Source organism: Microbacterium sp. NPDC057659 (assembly GCF_042799915.1).
Lineage (GTDB): Bacteria > Actinomycetota > Actinomycetes > Actinomycetales > Microbacteriaceae > Microbacterium.
Genome location: NZ_JBHVHU010000005.1, coordinates 1 through 23,080, shown reverse-complemented (window position 1 = coordinate 23,080; position 23,080 = coordinate 1). Strand labels below are relative to the sequence as shown.

Here is a 23,080-nt window from a genome sequence, read left to right as displayed (position 1 = left end):
TCCTCCCCATCCGCACATCCCAGGGCGTCCGGTTAGTATGAGCCGGTGCCGATTCCGGCCGCGGCACGCGGTCTGACTCGCACAGCGTCCGCAGCCACACCCAGGGGGGGAATCGCTATGAAGGCCTTTGCCTGGGCGAGGTCGCGCGCGAAAACGCTTGCCGCGACCGCGGCCGTGACGGTCGGGGTCCTGGCGGTCGGCACGATGGCCGTGGCCTATGACGGCTTGCCGACGACGAAGGTCGACCTGAACGACGCCGGCGTCTGGCTGACCAAGACCTCCAGCCTGATGGTGGGGCATTTCAACGATGCGTCCACGGTGATCGACGGCGGGCTGCGCACCAGCAGCGACGACTACGACATCCTCCAGGACGAGCGGAACGTGTTGGTGGTGGATGCGGGCAGCGACACCGTCACCGCGATCGATCCGTCCACGGTCGCGCTGTCCGACAGCGCGTCGATCCCCGGCGACGCGAAGGTCGCCCTCGGAGCCAGTGCCACCGCCATCCTGGACCGTGCCTCGGGCAGTCTGTGGGTGACGCCGGTCCGCGCCCTGTCCGGATTCGATCTGAAGGGCGCCGAGCCGCTCGAGAAGCTGGGCAGGAACGCGGACGTCACCGTCGGCCGGGACGGCACCGTGTACGCGATCTCCGCAGAGCGCAGCGAGGTCGTGACGGTGCGCACATCGCCGCAAGGCGAGGCGACGGACACGACCAAGGCCTCGATCGGTGCGCTCGCGAAGGGCTCGCATCCGTCCATCACCGCCGTCGGGCAGACGCCCGTCGTGCTCGATCCCGAGGGTGGGGTCGTCGAGACGCCCGGTGGCATCCGCACCGAGGTGGCGGATGCCGACGGCGCGAAGCTCCAGCAGGCGTCCGAGGCATCCGATTCGGTGACTCTGGCGACCACCTCGAGTCTGGTGCATGTGCCGCTCGCGGGCGGTGCGCCCGTCGAGGTGAGCACCGACGCACAGGGCAAGCCGGCCGAGCCGGTGTCGCTGCGCGGGTGCACCTTCGGAGCGTGGGCGGGATCGGCGCGCTTCGTGCGCGACTGCGCCGGTGACTCGGCCGATCTGAACAAGAAGATCCCCGGCGCCAAGAACGCGACCTCGCTGACCTTCCGCGTGAACCGCGACGTCATCGTGCTCAACGACATCATGACCGGCGACGCCTGGCTTGCCGATGACACGCTGCAGCAGGTCGATGACTGGAGCATCCTCACTCCGCCCGAGGGCGAGACCGAGAACGAGGAGAACACCACCGAGGAGACGGTCGAGACGACCCTCCCGGAGCGCAGCGAGAAGAACACCCCTCCGACGGCCGAGGACGATCGGTACGGGGTGCGCCCCGGTGGGACCACGCTGCTGCCGGTGACCGACAACGACAACGATCCCGACGGGGACGTGCTGGTGGCGGCGGTGAAGGGCAAGCAGCCCAAGATCGGCGACGTGCGGCCGGTGCTGGGCGGCGGCGCCCTGCAGATCACGGTGCCTGACGATGCGACGGGCTCGGCGACATTCGAGTACCAGATCGACGACGGCCGAGGTGGCAAGGACACCGCCACGGTCAGCGTCGAGGTGCACGGCCCGAAGAAGAACGCCGCACCGAAGCTGAAGCGGTCCGCGAAGCTGGTCGTCGAGACCGGGGGCACCCTCTCTTACAACCTGCTGCCCGACTGGATCGACCCCGACGGCGACGACATCTACCTGCGCTCGGTCACGCCCTCGGCGGGCGACGAGGTGGACTTCACCACCGACGGGCAGATGAAGTACCACGCCGTGGCCAGCCTGCAGGGCCGCAAGAAGGTCGAGGTCACGGTCGCCGACGCCCTCGGCGAGGTGGCGACCGGAACGCTGTACATCGACGTGCGGCCGCAGGGCACGACCAAGCCCAAGACCAACGCCGACCACGTGATCACCCGCGCCGGTGAGCCGGTGACGGTCTCGCCGCTCGCGAACGACACCAGCGTCGGTCGCGAGCAGCTGCGCCTCACCCGCGTCGACGACGTGGCCGGCGCCGACCTGTCCCCGGACTACGCGAACGAGAAGTTCTCGTTCAAGACGTCCACGCCCGGTGTCTACTACGTGCAGTACCTCGCGTCCGCCGGACCCGAGAGCGCGATCGGCATCGTGCGAGTCGACGTGCTCGACGACAACCAGAGCGAGCAGCCGCCCGTCGCGGTGCGCGACGTCGCACTGCTGCCCAGCGGCAAGGACACGCTGATCGGTGTTCTCGCCAACGACTCCGACCCCGGTGGCGGTGTGCTGGTGGTGCAGTCGGTGACCGTGCCGCCGCACAGCGGCATCTCCGTCTCGGTGCTCAACCATGAGACGCTGCGCATCACCGACCAGGGCGCACTCGACGAGACGGTTCGCATCAAGTACCGGATCTCGAACGGCTCGGCCTCCGCCGAGGCCGAGGTGATCGTCGTCCCGGTGCCCGCGCCGTCGAAGATCCTGCCTCCGGTCGCGAACGACGACGAGGTCGTCGTCCGCGCGGGCGACGTCGTCACGATCCCCGTGCTCGACAACGACACGCATCCGAACGGCGACACGCTGCACGTCGCGCCCGACCTCGTCGAGCCGTTGGTCGATCCCGAGGTCGGTGAGGCGTTCGTCTCGCAGGACACCGTTCGCTTCCGCGCGGGCCCGGATGCCGGTACGGCGTACCTCACGTACGAGGCCGTGGACTCGATGGGCCAGAAGGATGCCGGCTACGTGACGGTGCAGATCAGGGCCGTCGACGCGAAGACCAACGCGGCTCCGAGGCCGCGCGACCTCACCGCCCGGACCGTCGGAGGCACGTCGACGATGATCGCCGTGCCGCTGGACGGCGTGGATCAGGACGGGGACTCGGTCGAGCTGCTGGGCCTGGCGTCGGCGCCGGCCAAGGGGCAGGTCTCCGAGATCGGGCAGAACTTCCTGGTCTACGACGCCTTCGACGACTCCACGGGCGTGGACACCTTCACCTACCGGGTCCGGGACCGGCTCGGCAAGGAGGGCACCGCGACAGTCCGGGTCGGCATCGCGCCTCCGGAGACCGCGAACCAGGCGCCGTACGCGGTGAAGGATGCGGTCACGGTGCGCCCTGGCCGGTCGGTGGCGGTGCCTGTGCTCGGCAACGACTCCGACCCCGACGGTGACGAGATCGCGCTGGTGAAGGGCGTCGAGGTCCCGAAGATCGATGGGCTGAAGGCGCGCGCCGCCGGCGACCGCGTGGTCGTCGACGTGCCGAACGATGAGCTCGAGACGTCCCTGCAGTACACGGTGACCGACTCGCGCGGCGCCCGTGCCACGGCTCCGATCCTCGTCACGGTCGACAAGGACGTGCCGCTGCTGAGCCCGATCGCTCGCGACGACCGCGTGCTGGTCTCGGATGTGAAGGACGGCCTCGACGTCGATCTGGACATCCTCGCCAACGACGAGGACCCGGACGGCGTCACCGACGGTCTGAAGGTCGACGTGGAGAAGGGCGCGGAGCTGCTCGAGAACGGCAAGGTCCGCGTGACCGTGGGGGAGAAGCGCCAGCTGATCCGCTACACCGTCACCGACCAGGACGAGCTGACCTCGTCCGCGTTCATCTTCGTCCCCGCGAAGAGCGAGCTGCGCCCGACGCTGACCTCGGCCAAGCCGGTCGAGGTCAAGAGCGGCGAGACGAAGGAACTGCCCCTGGCCGACTACGTCACCGTCGCGGGTGCCGGCAAGGTGCGCATCACGGAGGCCGCCAAGGTCAGCGCGATCAACTCGAACGGTGCGGAGCTGATCAAGGACGAGAACACGCTCGTGTACACGTCGAAGAAGAACTACTTCGGCAAGGACGCGCTGACGTTCGAGGTGACCGACGGCGCCGGGCCCGATGACCCGAAGGGGCGCAAGTCGACGCTGACGATCCCGATCGACGTGCTGCCGCCCGACAACCAGCAGCCGGTGTTCGTGGACAGCCAGGTCGACGTCGCGCCGGGTGAGGATGCCACGGTGCTCGACCTCGCCGCGCTGACCACCGACCCGGATCCGTCCGATGCCGGCCGCATCAGCTACACGATCACCGGTCAGGGCGACAAGGGCGTTTCGGCCAGGGTCGACGGATCGAAGCTGCTCGTCGAGGCCGACTCCAAGGCGCGCAAGGGCAGCGCCACGACCATCGAGCTGAAGATCTCGGACGGCACGACCGAGCCCGTCACCGGCCGAGTGACCGCCACGGTCACCGCCTCCACCCGCAGCCTGCCGGTGGCGAGTCCCGACACCGTCGACCAGGCGGATCAGGGCAGGGCGATCACCGTTCCCGTGCTGGCGAACGACATCAACCCGTTCCCGGAGACGCCGCTGAAGATCGTGGCGGCGAACGTCGACAGCGGCATCGGCGGGGCGAAGATCAAGGGCGACAAGCTGGAGATCACGCCCGGCAAGGAGTTCGTCGGCGTGCTGGTCGTGCGCTACCGCATCCAGGATGCCACCGAGGATGCCGACCGCGAGGTCGACGGCGCGGTCACCGTCACGGTGCAGGGCGCGCCGGATGCCCCGGGGCAGCCGAGGGTGTCGAGCGTGCAGGACCGCAAGGTGGTGCTGTCCTGGTCGCCGGCCGCGAACAACGGCGCCGAGATCGAGTCGTACACGGTGACCTCGGTCGGTGGCAGCAGCTACAGCAAGAAGTGCGCATCGACGACCTGCACCCTGGACGGGCTGACCAACAACGTCGAGTACACGTTCAAGGTCACCGCGACCAACCGCGTCGGGGAGGGACCGGCATCCCCTGCATCCGGTCCTGCGCGCCCTGACGCGCGCCCGGATCCTCCGGCGGCACCGGTGCTGAAGTTCGGCGACAAGTCGCTGAAGGTGTCGTGGAACACGCCCTCCACGCCGGGATCCCCGGTCGAGAAGTACAACCTGCAGATCTCGCCGGCCCCGCCGGTGGGGTCGGCGGAGCAGACCGGCGTGACCGGTAACTCGCTCGTGTGGGAGGGGCTCGAGAACGGCGCGAACTACACGGTGCGCGTGCAGGCCGTGAACCGTGCACCCGAGCCCTCGACCTTCAGCCCGTGGTCTCAGCCGGAGGTCCCCGCGGGCAAGCCGGCGGCGCCTGCTCAGCCGACCACTGCGGAGCTGCAGCCGGTGGGCTCCCAGGCGCAGATGGAGGTCCGGTGGTCGAAGCCGGCTGCCAACGGCGACGCGATCTCCGGGTACGAACTGCAGGTCATCAACGGCGGCTCGACGGTGCAGACCATCCCGATCGCGGCCGGCGCCACCTCGCAGGCGGTGCGCGTGAACACCAGCGAGACGGGATACACGTTCCGCGTGCACGCCAAGAACAAGGCCGGGTGGGGCGACTACAGCAAGCAGTCGGTCGCGCGACGCGGCGTCACCGCGCCGGACGCTCCCACCGGGCTGACCGCCAAGGCGGGCGACCACAGCATCATCGCCACCTACAACAAGCTCACCGCCGAACAGCGCAACGGTGCTCAGGCCGGTGAGATCACCTACCAGTACCGCACCAGCACGAGCGGCGCCTGGAAGAGCGACTGGGACGGCAGGACGATCAAGAACCTGGCGACGAACACGACGTACACCGTGCAGGTGCGTGCGCTGGCGAAGGTCGGCGGCTCGTCCTACGGCGGCGCCGCGTCGAACTCCGCGAGCGCGCATCCCTACGGCACGCCCAACGCGCCGACCGTGAGCGCCTCCAACGCAGGCCTGTCGGTCAAGCTCAGTTGGAACGGCAACGGCTCCGACAACGGCAGGCCCGTGCAGGTGCAGATCAGCACCAAGCACAACAACAACGCCTGGAGTGCCTGGGAGAACGTCGCGCTCACCGGGTCGCGGACACCGGGCAACGCCTACGACCAGACCTTCGCGATCAGGGCCAGGGCGATCGCCAAGCCGTCCACCGAGGGCGGGACCTCCGCCGTGTCGGCGGCGGCGTCGGCCAAGACCGACTCCAAGCCGAAGGCGACCGCGAAGACGGTGCGAGGATCCGCGGGCACCTGGAGCGACTGCGGGTCGAGCACGTGCGCGTACATGGCGATCTCGGTGTCGAACTTCCCCGCGGGCAACTACCGGCTGTTCTGCAACGACCCCGGCGGCGAGTGGGGCGGCGGCGTCGACATCAAGGTTCCGGCGAACGGCAAGGTGAACGCGAAGTGCTACTACGGGTTCCCCGGGAAGTCGGTACACGTCAGGATCGGCGGCTGGGGCGATGCCACGTCCATGACCTGGTAGCAGTCCCCCACAGCACTCATACACACGCATCGAACGGAACGAGAATCACATGAGCATGACCCCCGAACAGGCGGCCTGGTTCCAGGGCACCTTCCACCGCCTCGTCGAGAACGTCGACAAGGCCCTGCAGGGCAAGAGCGAGGTCGTCAGCCTGGTGCTGTCGGCGATGCTCGCCGAGGGCCACGTGCTGCTGGAGGACGCACCCGGCACGGGCAAGACCAGCCTCGCGAAGGCGCTCGCCGCCACCGTGCAGGGCACCAGCAGTCGCATCCAGTTCACGCCCGACCTGCTGCCCTCCGACGTCACCGGTGTGACGATCTACGACCAGCAGGAGCACCGCTTCGAGTTCCACCGCGGACCGATCTTCGCGTCGATCGTGCTCGCCGACGAGATCAACCGCGCCTCGCCGAAGACGCAGTCGGCTCTGCTCGAGGTCATGGAGGAGTCGCGTGTCACCGTCGACGGCGTGACCCACGAGACCGGGCGTCCGTTCCTCGTGATCGCGACGCAGAACCCCGTCGAGCAGGCCGGCACCTACAAGCTGCCCGAGGCGCAGCTCGACCGCTTCCTGATCAAGACGTCCGTCGGCTACCCGACGCTCGAGGTCACCGAGAGCATCCTGGCCGGGGCATCCGTCCGCAACCCTGCCGCCGCGCTGGGGGCGATCATCACCACCGGTGCCGTCGCCGACATGGCCGACCTCGCGGCCACCGCCCATGTCGAGCCCGCCGTGCTGCGCTACGTCGCCGAGCTCGCCGAAGCGACCCGAACGGATGCCGCGGCCAAGCTCGGCGTCTCCGTTCGCGGCGCGATCGCCATGGTGCGCATCGCCAAGGTGTGGGCGGCCGCACACGGCCGTCACTACGTGCTGCCCGACGACATCAAGGCGCTCATCCGTCCGGTGTGGCAGCACCGCCTCATGCTCGACGCCGAGGCGGAGTTCGCCGGGACGACCACCGAGACCGTCATCGCCCGCGTGCTCGACGCCGTCGCAGCGCCGCAGGCACGAGTGGCGGCCTGACGTGACGGCGGAGACGCTCGCGACGCGGCAGGGGAGCGCGCAGCCGGAGGCGGGGTGGCGCGACATCGCCGCGGTCGTCCTCGGGCGCATCGGCGCGCGCCTGCGGCGCATCGCGAGCGTCGTCCGCCCGCTCGGCTGGATCCTCATCGCGCTGGCGATCGGCCTCTGGGTCGTCGGCCAGCTGCTGGGATGGCTGGAGTTCACGGTCGCCGGCCTCGTGCTCGCGGTCGTCGTCGTGATCTGCGGCCTCTTCCTGATCGGCCGCACCGAGTACGACGTCGCCCTCGACCTCGCCCGCACCCGGGTGGTCGTGGGCGAGCGGGCCGTCGGCGCACTGACGCTGTCCAACAGCGGCACGCGCGCCATCCTGCCCTCCCGCGTCGTGCTGCCCGTCGGATCGGGGCGAGGCGAGTTCGGCATCCACCGGCTGGCCCCGGGACAGAAGGCCGAGGAACTCTTCGCCATCCCGACCCAGCGCCGCGGCGTGGTGAAGGTGGGGCCGGTCAGCGTCGTCCGCGGTGATCCCCTCGGACTGTTCGAGCGTGCGCGTCGCAGCGACGAGCCGGTCGACCTGTTCGTGCATCCGAAGACCACGATGTTCGGGGGGCAGTCGCTCGGCTTCCTCCGCGACCTCGAGGGCCTCCCCGCCGCCGACCTGTCCCGCGACGACGTGTCGTTCCACGCGCTGCTGGAGTACCAGCCCGGCGACGACCTGCGGCACGTGCACTGGAAGTCCACGGCACGCACCGGAACGATGATGGTGCGTCAGTTCGAGGAGACCCGGCGCTCGCACTTCGTGATCGGCCTGTCCACATCGGATCGCGACTACCGGTCCGAGGCCGACTTCGAGCTGGGCGTCTCGGTGGCCGGCACGATCGGCCTGCGCGCACTGCGCGACTCGCAGCGCGTCGACGTGCGGGTTCCCGGTCGGGAGCTCGCCTCAGGAACGGGCAAGCAGCTGCTCGACTCGCTGTCCGCGGTCGAGGAGTCCAAGCACCGTGACGGCGGCATCGCCGATCTGGCCGGCGTGATCGCCGCGACCGTCCCGCTGGCCAGCGTCGTCGCGCTGGTGTGCGGCTCGGCCGTCTCGAACGACGATCTCCGCGTGGCCTGCGCCCGCATGCCGTTCGGCGCCAAGGCACTGGCCGTGGTCGTCGACGGCACGCTCACCCAGCCCGAACTGCGTCGCATCGGCGAGGCCGACGTCATCACCATCGGAGCACTGGACCAGCTCCCCCTGGCACTTCAGAAAGTCCTCTCATGACCGCGAAAGCGACTCTGCCGCTGCGACGGTGGCTGATCGACCTCGGTGCCTCGGCGCTGCTGGTCGGTGCGGCCCTCGCCGGCTTCTGGCCCACGTTCGGTGGACCGGGGTTCCTGCCCGCCGCGATCGGCGGAATCCTTCTCGGACTGCTCGTGGCCGCGGTGTCCGCCTGGCGGGGCTGGGGCATCCTCATCGTCGCCGGCCTCACCGTCGTCGTCTACTTCCTGTTCGGCGGTGCGCTCGCGCTGCCGCAGACCACGATCGTCGGCGTCGTGCCCGGCCTCGACACGCTCACCGGTCTCGCACTCGGCGCCGTGACCAGTTGGAAGCAGTTGCTCACCACTGTGGCCCCGGTGTCGGTGGTGGACGGGTACGGACTGGTGCCGTTCCTCGTCGCTCTGCTCGCGAGCGTCACCACGGCGTCGCTCGCGCTGCGCCTGCGGCGCCCGGGCTGGGCGCTGATCCCCGCGGGTGCGGCGTTCGCACTGGTGATCGCGCTCGGTGTTCCCGACCCGGCGTTCCCGCTGGTCCAGGGCATCGTCTTCGCCGTCGTCGCCGCGGCATGGGTGTCGCTGCGCACCTGGTGGGCGCCGCAGTCCGGTGTCATCGAGGCGGCCGCCGCCGACCCGTCGCGCGGCGCGCAGATGCGGATGCGTCGACTGCTGGGCGCGGGCGCGGTGCTGGCGATCGCCGCCGGCGCCGGCGTCGCAGCGAGTGCGGTGGCAGCTCCCGCGCAGCCGCGCCACGTGTTCCGCGACGTGATCATCCCGCCGTTCAACATCCGCGACTACGCGAGCCCGCTGCAGTCGTTCCGCAAGAACGTGCGCGACGAGGCCGATGAGACGCTGTTCACGGCGACCGGCCTGCCCAAGGGCGCTCGCATCCGGCTCGGCGCGATGGACGAGTACGACGGCGTCGTCTACAACGTGACGGACGGCGGCCCCGGCACGTCCAGCGCCTTCACTCCGATCCGCACCAACATGTCGCCCACGGCCGAGGGCGTCCCCGCGACCGTGCACGTCAAGATCGGCGACTACAAGGGCGTGTGGCTCCCCGACGCCGGCGCGGTCTCGCAGATCACGTTCGACGGCGATCGCGCCGAGGATCTGCGCCGCAACACCTACTACAACCCGGCGACCGGCACCGCTGTCGCCGTCCCCGGACTGCGGAAGGGCGACGCCTACACGCTGCAGACGGTCCTGCCGACCGAGATCAAGGACTCCCAGCTCGGCGACGCGAAGTTCGGGGTGGTGCCGAAGAGCAAGCAGACGAACGTGCCCGACGATCTGGCCACGCTCGCCGCCGAGACCGTCGAGGACGCGAAGACGCCCATCGAGCAGGTCCGGGCGCTGGAGACCTTCCTCGCCGAGGGCGGCTACTTCAGCCACGGCCTCGAGGGCGAGGTCATCTCGCGGGCCGGCCACGGCGCGGAGCGCATCACGACGCTGCTCGGCGGCCAGCAGATGATCGGCGACGACGAGCAGTACGCGGTCACGATGACGCTGATGGCGCGCGAGCTCGACATCCCGGCCCGGGTCGTCATGGGGTACTACCCCGACGAGGACCACGCGAAGGACAAGGTGTTCAAGGCCACCGGCGACGACGTGCACGCCTGGGTCGAGGTCAACTTCGCCGGCTTCGGCTGGCTGCCGTTCGACCCGACTCCGCCGGAGGACAAGGTCCCGAACCAGCAGAACACCAAGCCGAAGGTCGACCCCAAGCCGCAGGTGCTGCAGCCGCCGCCCCCGCCGCAGGAGCCCGTCGACCTGCCGCCGACGCTCCCCGACGATCGAGAGCCCGAGGACGACTCGGCCAACATCTGGGGCATCATCGGCACCATCCTCGCGATCGGCGGCATCTCCCTCGGCGTGATCGCCCTGCTCGCCTCGCCGTTCATCGTGATCGGTGCCTGGAAGGCGGCACGTCGGCGCAGTCGCCGCAACGCGGAGCACGCGGCCGACCGCATCAGCGGCGGCTGGGACGAGCTCACCGACCGCGCCAGCGACTACGGCGCGCACACCGTGCAGGGCGCGACCCGGGTCGAGGATGCCGCGACCGTGGCGACCGCGCTCTCCGTTCGCTCCGTCACCGCGCTGGCCGACCGCGCCGACGCGCAGGTGTTCGGTCCGACCGACCCGACTCCCGAGGACGTCGACGCGTTCTGGCAGGAGGTCGACGGCATCGTCGCAGGCATGGGCGCCGAGGCGGGCTTCTGGAAGCGCCTGCGCGCGCGCCTGAACATGCGGTCGCTGCTGGGTGGCGGTGCGATGGCCGCGAAGCTCGGCGAGCTGAAGGATGCCGCGGCCGCGCGCGTCCGCCGCGATGGTGGCACGATCGACAAGAACACTTCTGCAGCCCCCGATTCTGCAGCTCCCGAGAGCGAGACGAAATGACGACACCGCCCTTCGGACAGATCGCGCCGGTGAACCGGCGCGTGCTGGCCTATGTCGTGGACGCGCTGATCGCGGCCGGGCTGATGATCGTGCTCACGATCATCGTCGCCGTGATCGCGGCGACGGCCGGCCCCGACCGGATCCTCGTCGTGACCGCTGTCGGGTACGGCATCATGTCGCTGGTCATGCTGGCCTGGTTGCTCGTCTACACGGCGATGCAGGGCGGCAGCGGATCGATCGGGATGCGGGCGCAGGGCCTGCGCCTGTCGCGAGCGACCGAGGACGCGCCCCTCGGGTTCGGCAAGGCGCTGCTGCGCAACCTGGTCTTCGGTGTGACCGCCTGGATCGTGGTGGGATACTTCTCGCCGCTGTTCGACGGGTCCGGCCGGTTCCAGGGCTGGCACGACAAGGCCGCCGGCGCACTGATGCTGGATGCGCGGGTCTCGCCGGCTCCGGCCGCTCCGGCCGCGCCGCAGACGACGGCGATGCCCGCCGCGCCGGCTCCTCCTGCGCCGACCGCCGCGACGCCGACCGCCGCGACGCCGACATCGGCCATGCCTGCAGCGCCGACCATGGCCATGCCGATCCCGCCCCGTCCGCCGCTGCCCGGCGCGGCCGCTCCCATGGCACCCGCCCCGGTACCGCCCGCGGCCGACGGCGTCGCGGACCTCGACGAGACGGTCGTCTCGCCCAGCACTCCCGCGGCACCCGCTCCGGCAGAGTCGCTGATCGCGTTCGTCCCCGGCGTCACCCGTGACTCCGCGCCGGCCGAACCGGTCCAGGCACCCGCGCCCGCCGCCGAGGCGCGCGTCGCCCCGGCCGCGCCGGTGCGCCCCGAGCCCGAGCCAGAGCCTGTGCAGCCCGCCCATCCCGACGAGGTCGAGGACACCAGGATCAGCATCCCCGGTCACCGTCTGGTGTTCACCTGGGACGACGGCAGCCGCGTCACCGTCTCGCGGCGGACGATCTTCGGGCGCAACCCCTCGCCCGAGGACGGCGCGGTGATCGTGCCCGTCCGAGACGAGACGCTCTCGCTGTCGAAGACGCACTTCGAGGCGGCATCGGAGGTCTCCGGCGGCTGGATCATGGACCGCCACTCCACCAACGGCATGACCATCGTGCGCGACGGCGTCCGGATCGCCTGCGTGCCGGGCGAGCGCACGCGGGTGCGACTGGGCGATGTCATCGAGATCGGCGACCGCGTCGTCACGATCGGCGGCTACGCATGATCCCTCCCATCGTCGTCTCGTGCGGCTGGGCGACCCACGCGGGTCTGCGCCGCACGCTGAACGAGGACTCCCTGCTGGTGCAGGCGCCGCTGTTCCTGGTCGCCGACGGCATGGGCGGGCACCAGGCCGGGGAGGAGGCCAGCGCGGGTGCGATCCAGGAGTTCGCCGGGCTGGTCGGGCGCCCCGCCGTCGCTCTCGACGACGTGCGGTTCGCGATCGCGCGCGCCAAGACCCGCATCGACGCGCTCTCGGATGCCGGCACCGGCCGTGCCGGCACGACGCTGAGCGGTGTCGCCGTGGCATCCGTCGACGGCGTCGGGTACTGGCTCGCCGTGAACATCGGCGACTCGCGCACGTACCGTCTGTCGGACGGAGAGCTCGAGCAGATCACGGTCGACCACTCGGTGGTGCAGGAGCTGATCGACGCGGGCGAGCTGCTCGAGTCCGATGCCCGCGGCGATCGCCGACGGAACATCATCACGCGCGCGCTGGGCGCGGGCAGCACGGGCGAGGCGGACTACTGGATGCTGCCGGCCGAGACCGGCGATCGCATCCTGGTGTGCTCGGACGGGCTGTCCTCGGAGGTCGGCGATGACGTCATCGCGCGGATCCTCTCCCAGCACACCGACCCGCAGGTCGCTGCGGACCACCTCGTCTCGGCTGCTCTGGAGCAGGGCGGACGGGATAACATCACGGCGGTCGTCGTCGACGCCGTGCATGTCAGGACGCGCCCTCAGGGCGCGGGGGGCGACGACACCATCGACATCGACGTCGACACGCTGCCGCGTGCCGAGGCCACCGGAGGAGTGCAGTGATGCGAGCGGGATACGAGTTGGGCACATGGTGGTCGCTGATCGGGCGCACCGGCGTGGTCGTGCTGCCGCCGGATGCCGATGACCGCCTGGTCGACGGCCTCTGGGACGTGATCGAGGGCGGCGTCGGCATGAGCGCCATCGTCGATGTGCTGACCAGCCACGTCGGAGGGGTGTTCGCGGCGATCCCGCCGTTCGTCGCCGTCGTGCGCGAGGGCACGGACCTGCGTGTCGCGGTGCGCGGCCGGGTGTCGGCGCGCGTGACGGATGCCGAGGGCGAGGAGCGCACGTTCACCGGCGCGGAGGTCACCACCTGGAGCGAGCACTTCGTGCCCGGCGGGTCCGACGCGGAGATCCTGGTCGACGAGGACGTCAACGGCCGGGTGCTGCCGATCGCGCACGGCGTGATCACCGCCGCCAGGATCACTCTCGACTTCACCCGGGAGGATGCCGCGGTCGCGCCGCTCCCCGCAGCCGCCGTGGAGCCCGAGCCCGCCGTCATCCCGGAGCCGGTGGCGGAGCCTGAACCGGTCGTCGTGCCGGAGCCGGAGTCGGAACCCGAGCCCGAAACTGAGGCGGAGATCGAGCCGGAGCTGGAGGCCGAGCCCGAGCTCGAGCCCGAGCCGGAGATCGAGCCGGAGCCGGAGGCCGAGCCCGAGCCCGAGGCGGAGATCGAGCCGGAGGCCGAGCCCGAGCCGGAGCCGGAGCCGGAGGCGGAGCCCGAGCCGGCTCCGCAGACCGACCCCTTCGCGACACTCGGTCTCAGCGACGGCCTCGACGAGGACGTCGAGTCGACCATCGTCAGCGCGGCATCCCTCGCCGCACCGATCCCGCCCGCCCCGCCGGCACCTCCGGCGCCGGGCGACCACGACGGCGCGACGATCTCGCTCGCACAGCTGCGCGCCATGCGCGGCGAGGGCGCGGTGCCTCCGCCGCCGCCCGCCCCGATCGTGCCGGATGCCGCCACCGAGGTGCTCGACCTCCCGGCATCCGGGCGCGGGCGCATCCGCATGTCCACCGGTCAGGTGGTCGAGCTCGACCGTCCCGTGATCATCGGGCGGCGTCCGCGGTCGACGCGCGCGAGCGGTGACAACCTGCCGCACCTGATCGCCGTCGACAGCCCGCAGCAGGACATCTCGCGCAACCATCTCGAGATCCGTCCTGAGGCCGGCGCCTGCGTCGTGATCGACCTGCACACCACGAACGGATCGACGCTGCTGCGCACCGGCGCAGACCCGGTGCGCCTGCACCCGGGTGAGCAGAACGTCGTCGTCAGTGGTGACACGGTCGACCTGGGCGACGGGGTGACCATCACGTTCGAGGAGCTGCCGTGAGTCGTCCGCCGTCTGCGCCTCCCGCACTGCCCGGGTTCACCTACCTCGATCCGCTGGGCACCGGCGGGTTCGCCGATGTGTTCCTGTACGAGCAGGAGATGCCGCGCCGCAAGGTCGCGGTGAAGGTGCTGCTCGCCGACCGGATCACGGACAGCGCGGCCAAGGAGTTCGCCGATGAGGCGAACGTGATGGCGATGCTCTCCACGCATCCCGCCATCGTCACGATCTACCAGGCCGGTGTCGCCGGCGACGGCCGGCCGTACCTGGTGATGGAGTACTGCCCCAGGCCGAACCTGCAGCTGCGCGCCCGCCGCGAGCGCTTCTCGGTCGCCGAGGCGCTGCGCGTCGGCATCCAGGTCGCCGGTGCCGTCGAGACCGCGCACCGCGCGGGTGTGCTGCACCGAGACATCAAGCCGGCGAACATCCTCGTCACCGAGTACAACCGGCCGGCCCTGACCGACTTCGGCATCGCCTCGACGACGCAGGGCGTCGGCGAGGCCACGGGCATGTCGATCCCGTGGTCGCCCCCGGAGTCCTTCGGCGATCCGCCGTCGGCCACGCCCCGATCGGATGTCTGGGCGCTGGGTGCCACGGTGTACACGCTGCTGACCGGGCGCTCGCCGTTCGAGCAGCCAGGCGGGCGCAATTCGGGCGCAGACCTGATCGAGCGCATCGAGCGCTCGCCGCTGCCCCCGCTGGCGCGCGCGGACGCGCCGGGCAGCCTGCAGGCGGCGCTCGAGAAGGCGATGGCGAAGAACCCCGCCGATCGCTACCCGAGTGCGGTGGCTTTCGCGCGTGCGCTGCAGAAGGTGCAGATCGAGCTCTCGCACTCGGTCACCCCGGTCGACATCGTCGACGATCAGCCGCACGAGGGCGGTGTCGAGGAGGACGACGACGGTCTCACGCGGGTGCGCGAGATCGTCAGCATCGAGCCGACCCGCCCGTCGGCGACGACCGAGCGCAAGCATCCGGCACCCGGCATCTCCGCCGGCGACGTCCCCGCGGGGACCCCGGCGTTCACCTCCGCCCCGGCATCCGCTCTCGACGCGTCCGCGCTCGAGGCGACCGTGCAGCGCGGGCGGCCGGCGGACACCGCACCGGCAGCATCCGACGACGAAGACGACGATCGCACGATGCTGCGCGCTCCGCGCGTGCTGTCGCCGGATGCCGCGCAGCCGCAGCAGACCGCGCAGCAGGCGCCGGCGGCGGCACCCGAGACCCCGCCCGCAGCCGCGCAGCCGGCAGCCCGTCGCGGGATGCCGGTGTGGGCATGGGTCGTCGCATCGATCGTGCTCGTGGTGGCGATCATCGGCGGGGCCTGGTTCGCGGGCGGAGCGCTGAACAACGCGGCGCCGAAGCCCACTCCCGATCGCAGCGATGAGGATCAGACTCCGCCCAACCCGATCCCCGACTACGTGCCTCAGGTCGAGGACCTGAAGGGTGTCCATCAGGGCGACAAGGTGGTCTTCACCTGGAAGAACGCCGACCCCCAGGAAGGCGACTCGTACATCTGGGTGCCGGTGACTCTGGAGGGCGCGGGCTCGGCCGAGCGCACCGACAAGGCCACCGCGACCGTCAAGGCCGAGGCGTCCGGACCCACGTGCATCGAGGTGATCCTCCGCCGCGACAAGGGACGGAGCTCCGATCCCGTCCGGGAGTGCACGCCATGACCGACGAGGAGCTGCAGACCGACGCCCAGCCGATCGTGAAGCCGGCCTCTCCCGGGCAGGTCACGGTCGAGTTCGCGGGCGAGTACTTCCCGGTGCTCGCCGGTGGCCGCTTCACCGTCGGTCGCGAGGGCGATCTCGCCATCGACGACAACCTGTTCCTGCACCGGCACTTCCTCGACATCTCCGAGGAGCAGGGCCTGTGGTGGCTGGCGAACGTCGGAACGCGCCTGTCCGCCTCGGTGACGGATGCGTCCGGCGGTGTGCAGGCCTGGCTCTCGCCCGGCGCGCGGCTGCCGCTGGTGTTCGCCCGCACCACGATCGTGTTCTCGGCCGGGCCGACGACCTACGAGCTGGTGGTGCACTCCACGCAGCCGAAGTTCCGACCGGTCCGCCAGGAGCTGCTCGACGGCGACTCCACGATCGGCGAGGTGCCGCTCACGCTCAGCCAGAAGCTGCTGGTGGTGGCGCTGGCCGAGCCGATGCTGCGCCGTGACGGCACCGGGATGAGCGCGATCCCGTCGTCGGCCGCCGCGGCCGAGCGCCTGGGGTGGACCGTGACCAGGTTCAACCGGAAGCTCGACAACGTGTGCGACAAGTTCGATCGCATCGGCGTGCCCGGCATGCGCGGCGGGGTGCGCTCCGGCGCAACGAACCGCCGCGCCCGGCTGGTGGAGTACGCGGTCACCTCGCGTCTGGTGACCCGCGACGACCTGCCGCTGCTCGACCAGGATCACGAGACGGAATCGGAGAACGACGCGGAATGATCTGGGAGGTCGACAGCGGAGAGAAGGCGATCGAGGGACTCGACGCGCAGGGACGGCCCGACCCCGGGTACGCGAAGGCGCTCGGTCTCGTGCCGGCGCGGACCGGGATGCGGGTGATGTCGACTCTGACCGAGATCGTGCTCGCCGTGCTGCTGGCACTGCCCGCGACCCTGGTGCTCGTGCCCATCGCGTCGTCCATCGCGGCAGGGACCTTCGACGGCGCGGCCTTCGGGAAGCGCGGCGACCTGATCTGGCTGCTCGTCGCGGTGATCGCCTCGAACGTGCTGGTCATGGCCTACACACTCGTGCAGCTGATCCTGCACGGCCGCAAGGGAGTGACCCTCGGCAAGGCGATCTTCGGCATCCGCTCGGTGAACGTGCGCACGCTGGAGCGACCGGGATTCTGGCGCGGTGCCGTGGTGCGGTATCTGATCCTCGGCGCGTCGTTCATCGTTCCGCTGATCGGTCCGCTGCTGGTGATCGTCATCTCGCCGTTCCTGGACGCGGAGCGACGAGGTCGCGGCTGGCCGGACCTCGTCGCCGCGACCTGGTTCATCGACGTGCGGAAGGGCCTGGACCCCTACGACGTCAAGCGGATGCGCATCGCGCGCAAGCAGCAGACCGTCACCCTGCACGAGGCGAAGGCCCCGCTGCCCTCGCTCGCGACAGCGGTCGATCGCCCCGGAACCGCCGAGTACGTGCCGACCGGGCGCTTCTCGGGCGGCGTGCTCGGCGCGCGCCGGCTCAACACCGCGCAGGATGCCGCGGCACCCGCCGCGCCTTCGGCTGGCGGGGGACTGGCCACACCGCCGAACGCCGAGCCTGCACCGACCGCGGCTCCGGCATGGACCCCTGCATCGGGTGCGTCCCAGACGCCCTCGCCTGCGCCGTTCGCTCCGGCCGGCACGGCGGCTGCGATGGGGATGATCACGGGCGTGCCGTCATTGAAGCCGCAGTCCGAGGGGGCGTCCTCCGCTGCTGCCGCGCCCTCGGCGCCCGCGACTCCGCGGCCGTCGGCTGCGGCGGCTGCCGCGCCTGCGCGGGCCACGCCCGCGCCTGCGACTCCCGCGCCGGCCGCGCCCGCGCCGGCCGCTCCGGATCCCGCGCCAGCGGCTCCTGACGCCGCGGATCCCGTATCCGGGTCACCCGCGCCCGCGGCTCCCGTGCAGCCGGCGCCCGCGCCGACCGCCCCCGCCGCAGCACCCGTGTCCGGAGAGATCCGGATCCCCGCCGAGACGCTGATCCCGGTCGAGACGATCGCCCCTGAGGCGGCATCGCCGGAGGCCCAGGCACCTGCCGCTCCGGCATCCGGATCGGCAGCACCCGCGTCTCCGGCAGTCCCGGCGGCCACCGAGGCCGCGGGCCGCACGCCGACCGGCGGCACCGCGGCAGCCATCCCGCGCGCCGTGCTGGTGCTCGACACCGGGGAGCGGGTCGAGGTGCGCGCGACCGTGCTCATCGGACGCTCGCCGAAGCCGGCCGACGGCGAAGGCTCCGTCCAGCTGGTGCCGCTCGCCGACGACAGCCGCTCGGTGTCGAAGACGCACCTGGCGATCATGCCCACCAGGCGCGGCCTGCTCGCGGTGGACCGCGGATCGACGAACGGGTCCGCCGTCCTGCGCGCCGGCGTCGAGACGCCGCTCGTGCCAGGGCAGCCCCAGCCGCTCACCGCCGGCGACAGCGTGCGCTTCGGCGACCGGATGCTGCGGGTCGATCAGCCGTGATCGCCCGCCCCGAGACATCGCGCACTGTCATTTCACGCCCCGACACCCCTGAGGATGAACGATGAGGGTCAAGCTCACCCTGCGCCGTCCCGGCGCCCCGCTCACCGACATCGTGGTGATGACGGACTCGACCGCCACCGTCGCGGACGTGGCGCGTCAGATCGCCGTGGCCGACCCGCAGCGCAGCATCCGTGTGGGGGCCGGTGACACGCTGACGCTCTCGGTGGCTCCGCCGACCAGCACTTCCCCCGAGGTGCTCAACCCCGACCTCGTCGTCGGGGACGCGCCTCTGGGATCGGGCTTCCTCGCCGAGGTCGTGAACCTCGGACCCGACCGCGTCGCGACCGGGTTCGGCAGCGCCCGTCCGGTCGCACTGCTCACCGTGCTCAGCGGTCCCGCCGCCGGTCGTGAGGTCTCGCTGCCGCACGGACACTTCATGATCGGCCGTGACCCGGCCAGCGACGTGCACCTCTCCGACCCCCTGGTGTCGAAGCGGCACGCCCGCATCGAGATCGGCCCGGGCTTCGTCGAGGTCGTCGACCTGAACTCCGCGAACGGCATCCTCGTCGACGGCGGCCTGGTGCAGCGTCTGCGGGTCATCCCCGGGCAGCCGTTCACGATCGGTGACGGTGAGCTCGTCGTGCACCTCGTCGGCGACTACGACGGCTCCGCTGCGGCGAAGGATCCGATCCTGGAGCGCGGCGGCGCACTGCTGTTCAACCGCAGCCCGCGCGTCGAGGCGCGCTTCGTCGGCGAAGAGCTCGACGAGCCGCGCTACCCGCGCGACCAGGTGCAGCGCCTGTTCCCGTGGCCGATGCTGGTCGCGCCCATCCTGCTCGCCGTGACCATGTGGGCGGTCACAGGGCGCGTGCTCTCGCTGCTCATGGCCGCTGCCTCGCCGATGATGATGTTCGGAAACTTCATCTCGCAGAAGACCAACCTCGGACAGCGGCTCGGCAAGGAGTCCGAGCTGTTCGAGCAGCAGTACGAGCGGCTCGAGGAGAAGCTCTACAACGCGGTGCCGGTCGAGCGCGAGGTGCGGCAGAACGAGGTGCCGCCGGTCGGTGTCGTGTTCGACGAGGCGATGCGCCTCGGCCCCATGCTGTGGACCCGCCGCCCCGAGCACTGGAACTTCCTGGCGGTGCGACTCGGCACCTGCACCGACAACTCCCGCACGATCATCAAGCGCACCGAGACCCCGGAGGCGCTTCCCGAGTATGTCGAGCGCGTCGACCGCCTCGAGGACCGCTACCGACTGATCACGGATGTCCCGGTGCTGGAGTCGCTGCAGAGCGTCGGCTCCCTCGGCGTCGCCGGTCCGACGGCCTTCGCCGCCGACGCCCTGCGCGGGCTCGCGGTGCAGCTGTTCGGCATGCACTCGCCGAACGAGCTGGTCACCGTCGCGCTCACCGAGCCGGGCTGGGCGCAGGAGCTGGACTGGCTGAAGTGGCTGCCGCACACCTCCAGCGAGCGCAACCCGTTCAAGGAGATGCCGCTCGCCGATTCGGCCTCCACCGGCAACGCGCTGCTCAGCGGTCTCGAGGAGATCGTGATGCGCCGGTCGAAGGCGGCCAGCGCGCCGCGTCCGCCGTACGGCGATGACTGGAACCCGATGCAGTACGGCACCGACGTTAAGCGGGCCGCCGAGGAGGCGACCTTCCCGGGGCAGACCGCCGTGCTGGTGATCGTCACCGATGACGCGCCGGTCGATCGCGCGCGCCTCACCCAGGTGCTCGAGCGCGGCGCCGACGTGGGTGTCTACGGACTGTTCGTGGCGCCGGTGGTCGAGGCGCTGCCCGCCGTCTGCCGCACCTTCCTCGACGTCACCACCGGACTGGATGCCGCGACGGTCGGCACCGTCCGCAGCGGCCGCGACCACCGTGATGTGGCGGTCGAGGGCGTGTCGCACGCCTACATGACGATGTTCGCCAAGCGCCTCGCGCCGGTGGTGGACTCCAGCACCGTGGTGGAGGACTCGTCCGACATCCCCAACTCGGTGATGTTCCTCTCTCTGGTCGGCAGCGACCTGGCCGAGGACCCGAACGCGGTGATCGACCGCTGGCGGCAGAACAACACGATCATCGACCGCTCCGGCGTGCAGCAGCCGCGGCTGAAGAAGGCCGGGAACCTGCGCGCGATCATCGGGCAGTCGCAGACCGACGCCATGACGCTCGACCTGCGCCTGCAGGGCCCGCACGCGCTCGTCGGCGGCACCACCGGTGCCGGCAAGTCGGAGTTCCTGCAGGCGTGGGTGCTCGGCATGGCCGCGGCGCACAGCCCCGACCGCGTCACGTTCCTGTTCGTGGACTACAAGGGCGGTTCCGCCTTCGCCGACTGCGTCGACCTGCCGCACACCGTCGGCCTGGTGACCGACCTGAGCCCGCACCTGGTGCGCCGAGCGCTCACCAGCCTGCGCGCCGAACTGCACCATCGCGAGCACCTGTTCAATCGCAAGAAGGCCAAGGACCTTCTCGAGCTCGAGAAGCGCCGTGACCCCGACACCCCGCCCGCGCTGGTGCTCGTCATCGACGAGTTCGCCGCGCTCGCCGGCGAGGTCCCGGAGTTCGTGGACGGCGTGGTCGACATCGCTCAGCGCGGTCGCTCCCTCGGCATCCACCTGATCATGGCCACGCAGCGCCCTGCGGGTGTGATCAAGGACAATCTCCGCGCCAACACGAACCTGCGCGTCGCGCTGCGCATGGCCGACGAGTCCGACTCGAAGGACGTCGTGGACGATCCGGTGGCGGCGAGCTTCTCGCCGTCGATCCCCGGTCGCGGCATCGCGAAGACCGGCCCGGGGCGCCTGGTGCCGTTCCAGTCGGCGTACGCCGGCGGATGGTCCACCGACGAGGTGCAGGCGGCGGACGTGAAGGTCGCCGAGCTGCGCTTCGGATCGATCCAGCTCTGGGAGCCCGAGCAGGCTCCCGAGTCGGACTCGCACGACGAGGACCTCGGCCCCAACGACCAGAAGCGCATCGTGGCCACCCTCGTGAAGGCCGCCGCCCAGGCATCCATCCCCGCCCCGCGGCGGCCGTGGCTCGACGACCTCGAGCAGGCCGTCGACCTGCGCGACCTGCCGGTGCTGGGCGACGGGCAGATCCTGCTCGGCAAGCAGGATGTGCCGGAGCGGCAGCTGCAGGAGCCGGCGTACTTCCTGCCCGACAAGGACGGCTCGCTGCTGATCTACGGCACCAGCGGTGCCGGCAAGTCGACCGTGCTGCGCACCATGGCGATCGCCGCCGGATACGCGCCGTCGTCGCAGGTGGAGGTGTACGGACTCGACTTCGGCTCCGGTGCGCTGAAGAGCCTGGAGATCCTGCCGCACGTCGGCTCGATCATCTCGGGCGACGACGCCGAGCGCGTGCAGCGCATCCTGCGCTCGCTCGCCCGCATCCTCGACGACCGCGGCAAGCGGTTCAGCGCGGCCAACGCCGCCAGCCTGACGGAGTACCGCGAGATCACAGGGCGGGACGAGCCCCGCATCCTGTTCCTCGTCGACGGCTTCCCGCAGTTCCGCTCCGAGTGGGAGTCGACCACCGCGCGGATGCCGTTCTACCAGACCTTCATGCGGATCCTCGGCGAGGGGCGTCCGCTCGGCGTGCACGTGATCGCCAGCGCCGACCGGGCCGGCTCCGTGCCAACCGCGGTCAGCGCGAACGTCTCGCGTCGCGTGGTGCTGCGCCTGGCCGACGAGACCGGCTACGCGATGCTGAACGCTCCGAAGGACGTGCTCGACGAGCGCTCCGCCCCCGGGCGCGCGATCGTCGACGGTCGCGAGACGCAGATCGCGACGCTCGGCGGCACGCCGAACGTCGCGGAGCAGACCAAGCTGCTCGAGCAGCTGGCTGCCGAACTGCGGTCGGGCGGCGCCCGTGAGGTCGCCGAGATCGGCTCGCTGCCCACCAGGCTCGCGCTGCGCGACCTGCCGGACCGCGCCGACGACATGCCGGTGCTGGGTATCGCCGAGGACACGCTCGCGGCCCGCGGCTTCGACCCGGTCGGCACCTTCGTGGTCGCCGGGCCCCCGCTGTCCGGCAAGACGAACGCGCTCAAGGCGATCATCACCTCGGTGCGCCGCTTCGACCCCGAGGTCAAGCTGTTCCACTTCGGCGGCCGTCGCGCGGTGCTGAAGGAGTGGGCGGACTGGACCCGCAGCGCCGTCACTCCGGACGACGCGAAGGAGCTCGCGAAGGAGATCGCCGAGATCGCCGGCGACGAGTCGGTTCCGGTGCGCATGCTGATCGTGATCGAGGACGTGCCGCAGTTCGCCGACAGCCCGGCCGAGCGCGACATGAAGGCGATGTTCCAGGCGATCAACCGCAGCGACCACCTGCTCATCGGCGATGCGGACGTGACCCAGGTCACCAGCGGCTTCGGCTTCATCGGCGACTTCAAGGCCGGCCGCAAGGGCATCATCCTCAAGCCGGACGCCTTCGACGGCGACGCCGTGTTCAAGGTGCCGTTCCCGAAGGTCAAGCGCAGCGACTTCCCCGACGGCCGAGGCATCTTCGTGCAGAACGGTCGCCCGGTGACGGTGCAGATTCCGCTGGCGGAGGGGGACCGGCTGACCTGACGGGCCCTGGTCGGGTGGGGTGGGATGGGTAGTTGTACCCATCGACTGTTTCTTGTGGGTTCTCGTAGGGTGGTTGTTGTCGGGCC

Annotated in this window: 11 protein-coding genes; all 11 read left to right on the top strand. The window is 70.9% G+C overall.

Annotated features, from left to right (window positions below):
- The first annotated feature begins 174 nt into the window (after positions 1-174).
- Positions 175-6,210, top strand: a complete 6,036-nt coding sequence (locus ACFVAE_RS17670) for an Ig-like domain-containing protein (RefSeq protein WP_378895091.1) — start codon at positions 175-177, stop codon at positions 6,208-6,210.
- A gap of 49 nt (positions 6,211-6,259) precedes the next feature.
- The gene (locus ACFVAE_RS17665; protein ID WP_378895088.1) at positions 6,260-7,231 is read left to right on the top strand and encodes an AAA family ATPase; all 972 of its coding nucleotides are present in this window, start codon (positions 6,260-6,262) and stop codon (positions 7,229-7,231) included.
- A 1-nt stretch (position 7,232) separates the two neighbouring features.
- Positions 7,233-8,495 carry a DUF58 domain-containing protein gene (locus ACFVAE_RS17660; protein WP_378895085.1) on the top strand — a complete coding sequence of 421 codons (1,263 nt, stop codon included), beginning with the start codon at positions 7,233-7,235 and terminating at the stop codon, positions 8,493-8,495.
- Entirely contained in the window at positions 8,492-10,888 is a 2,397-nt protein-coding gene (locus ACFVAE_RS17655) for a transglutaminaseTgpA domain-containing protein (RefSeq protein ID WP_378895082.1), read from the top strand. Before ACFVAE_RS17660 ends, ACFVAE_RS17655 begins: the two co-directional genes overlap by 4 nt.
- A complete protein-coding gene (locus tag ACFVAE_RS17650) occupies positions 10,885-12,117 on the top strand; it encodes an RDD family protein (RefSeq protein WP_378895079.1) in 1,233 nt (410 codons plus the stop codon). Before ACFVAE_RS17655 ends, ACFVAE_RS17650 begins: the two co-directional genes overlap by 4 nt.
- Positions 12,114-12,932 (top strand): PP2C family protein-serine/threonine phosphatase, encoded by an 819-nt coding sequence (locus tag ACFVAE_RS17645; protein ID WP_378895076.1) that lies wholly within the window; start codon positions 12,114-12,116, stop codon positions 12,930-12,932. Before ACFVAE_RS17650 ends, ACFVAE_RS17645 begins: the two co-directional genes overlap by 4 nt.
- Positions 12,932-14,263, top strand: a complete 1,332-nt coding sequence (locus ACFVAE_RS17640; protein ID WP_378895073.1) for an FHA domain-containing protein — start codon at positions 12,932-12,934, stop codon at positions 14,261-14,263. Before ACFVAE_RS17645 ends, ACFVAE_RS17640 begins: the two co-directional genes overlap by 1 nt.
- Positions 14,260-15,933, top strand: a complete 1,674-nt coding sequence (locus tag ACFVAE_RS17635) for a serine/threonine-protein kinase (protein WP_378895070.1) — start codon at positions 14,260-14,262, stop codon at positions 15,931-15,933. The genes ACFVAE_RS17640 and ACFVAE_RS17635 overlap by 4 nt, the downstream gene beginning before the upstream one ends.
- Entirely contained in the window at positions 15,930-16,697 is a 768-nt protein-coding gene (locus ACFVAE_RS17630) for a hypothetical protein (RefSeq protein ID WP_378895069.1), read from the top strand. Before ACFVAE_RS17635 ends, ACFVAE_RS17630 begins: the two co-directional genes overlap by 4 nt.
- Positions 16,694-18,421: an RDD family protein gene (locus tag ACFVAE_RS17625; RefSeq protein ID WP_378895066.1), complete on the top strand. Its 1,728-nt coding sequence runs from the start codon at positions 16,694-16,696 to the stop codon at positions 18,419-18,421. Before ACFVAE_RS17630 ends, ACFVAE_RS17625 begins: the two co-directional genes overlap by 4 nt.
- Before the next feature lie 61 nt (positions 18,422-18,482).
- Positions 18,483-22,994, top strand: coding sequence for an FtsK/SpoIIIE domain-containing protein (locus ACFVAE_RS17620; protein WP_378895063.1), 4,512 nt, complete (start codon positions 18,483-18,485; stop codon positions 22,992-22,994).
- Positions 22,995-23,080: the final 86 nt, after the last annotated feature.

Bases quoted from the DNA above. Each gene is read 5' to 3' on its own strand.
- ACFVAE_RS17665 (WP_378895088.1), top strand. From the start codon at position 6,260: ATGAGCATGACCCCCGAACAGGCGGCCTGGTTCCAGGGCACCTTCCAC.
- ACFVAE_RS17655 (WP_378895082.1), top strand. From the start codon at position 8,492: ATGACCGCGAAAGCGACTCTGCCGCTGCGACGGTGGCTGATCGACCTC.
- ACFVAE_RS17650 (WP_378895079.1), top strand. From the start codon at position 10,885: ATGACGACACCGCCCTTCGGACAGATCGCGCCGGTGAACCGGCGCGTG.
- ACFVAE_RS17645 (WP_378895076.1), top strand. From the start codon at position 12,114: ATGATCCCTCCCATCGTCGTCTCGTGCGGCTGGGCGACCCACGCGGGT.
- ACFVAE_RS17640 (WP_378895073.1), top strand. From the start codon at position 12,932: ATGCGAGCGGGATACGAGTTGGGCACATGGTGGTCGCTGATCGGGCGC.
- ACFVAE_RS17630 (WP_378895069.1), top strand. From the start codon at position 15,930: ATGACCGACGAGGAGCTGCAGACCGACGCCCAGCCGATCGTGAAGCCG.
- ACFVAE_RS17625 (WP_378895066.1), top strand. From the start codon at position 16,694: ATGATCTGGGAGGTCGACAGCGGAGAGAAGGCGATCGAGGGACTCGAC.
- ACFVAE_RS17620 (WP_378895063.1), top strand. From the start codon at position 18,483: ATGAGGGTCAAGCTCACCCTGCGCCGTCCCGGCGCCCCGCTCACCGAC.